General features: G+C 64.4%; 1 protein-coding gene and 1 pseudogene. One reads left to right on the forward strand and one right to left on the reverse strand.

The annotated features are described in order from the left end of the window. Positions 1–1,010, forward strand: a 1,010-nt coding sequence (dgoD, locus tag EN935_RS36265; RefSeq protein WP_127374243.1) for a galactonate dehydratase, incomplete at its 5' end; no start/stop codon positions are given. Positions 1,011–1,029: 19 nt separating this feature from the next. Here the strand turns inward: dgoD and EN935_RS41620 are convergent. Beyond that, positions 1,030–1,299: pseudogene (locus tag EN935_RS41620) on the reverse strand (hypothetical protein); the annotation flags it as partial.

The following is a 1,299-nucleotide window of genomic DNA, read 5'->3' on the forward strand; positions in this document are numbered from 1 at the left end:
AGCTTGGTGATTATCTCATCGGCAAGGATCCTCGCCTGATCGAGGACCACTGGACGGTGATGCACCGCGGCGGCTTCTATCGCGGCGGGCCGATCCTGATGAGCGCCATTGCCGGCATCGACCAGGCGCTGTGGGACATCAAGGGCAAGGCGCTCGGCGTGCCCGTGCATGAACTGCTCGGCGGCAAGCTGCGCGACACGATCAAGGTCTATTCGTGGATCGGCGGCGACCGGCCGGCGGAGGTCGCGGCGGGCGCTAGGGAAATGGTGGCGCGCGGCTTCTTGGCTCTCAAGATGAACGGCACCGAAGAACTGCAGATCGTCGACAGCCATGACAAGATCGACGCCGCTGTCGAACGCGTAGCCATGGTGCGCGAGGCCGTCGGGCCCAACATCGGCATCGCCGTCGATTTTCATGGCCGCGTGCACCGGCCGATGGCGCGCGCCCTGGTCAAGGAGCTCGAGCCCTACAGGCTGATGTTCATCGAGGAGCCGGTGCTCAGCGAAAACCGCGAGGCGCTGAAGGAGATCGCCGCCCTCGGCTCGACGCCGATCGCGCTCGGCGAGCGGCTCTACAGCCGCTGGGATTTCAAGTCGGTGTTCGAGGAGGGCGTCGTCGACATCATCCAGCCAGACCTGTCGCATGCCGGCGGCATCACCGAATGCCGCAAGATCGCTGCGATGGCGGAGGCCTATGACGTGGCCGTGGCGCCGCACTGCCCGCTCGGGCCGATCGCACTTGCCGCCTGCCTGCAGCTTGACGCGGTCAGCTACAACTGCTTCATCCAGGAGCAGAGCCTCGGCATTCACTACAACGCCGCCAACGACCTGCTCGACTACGCCGCCAACAAGGACGTCTTCCGCTACGAGGATGGCTATGTCGCCATTCCCGACGGCCCGGGCCTGGGTGTCGAAATCAACGAGGACTATGTCAAGGAACGCGCCAAGGAAGGCCACCGCTGGCGCAACCCGATCTGGCGCCACAAGGATGGCTCCTTCGCCGAGTGGTGATGGAATTGTCGCTCGCCCTTCACCGGTTACCGGTCCGGGTAAAAAGCCGCTTCCACGTCCTGACCCGTTTTGCGGTGGCCACCGTCATTGTCGCGTCGGGCGATTGCGCGGCCTGACTGTTTTCGACGGAGCCGTCACGTGCCTGCAGGACTTGTTGGAGACGTGGCCTGTCGATCTTGCCGGTTGGCGTCAGCGGCAACGACTCGATCGCATGGATTCGGCCTGGAATTTTCCACGGCGGCAGTATCGGCCTCAAGCCGGCCTTCAGAGCGTCAGCCCGGAACAAGGC

The sequence above is a fragment of the Mesorhizobium sp. M7D.F.Ca.US.004.03.1.1 genome (assembly GCF_003998635.1).
Lineage (GTDB): Bacteria > Pseudomonadota > Alphaproteobacteria > Rhizobiales > Rhizobiaceae > Mesorhizobium > Mesorhizobium loti.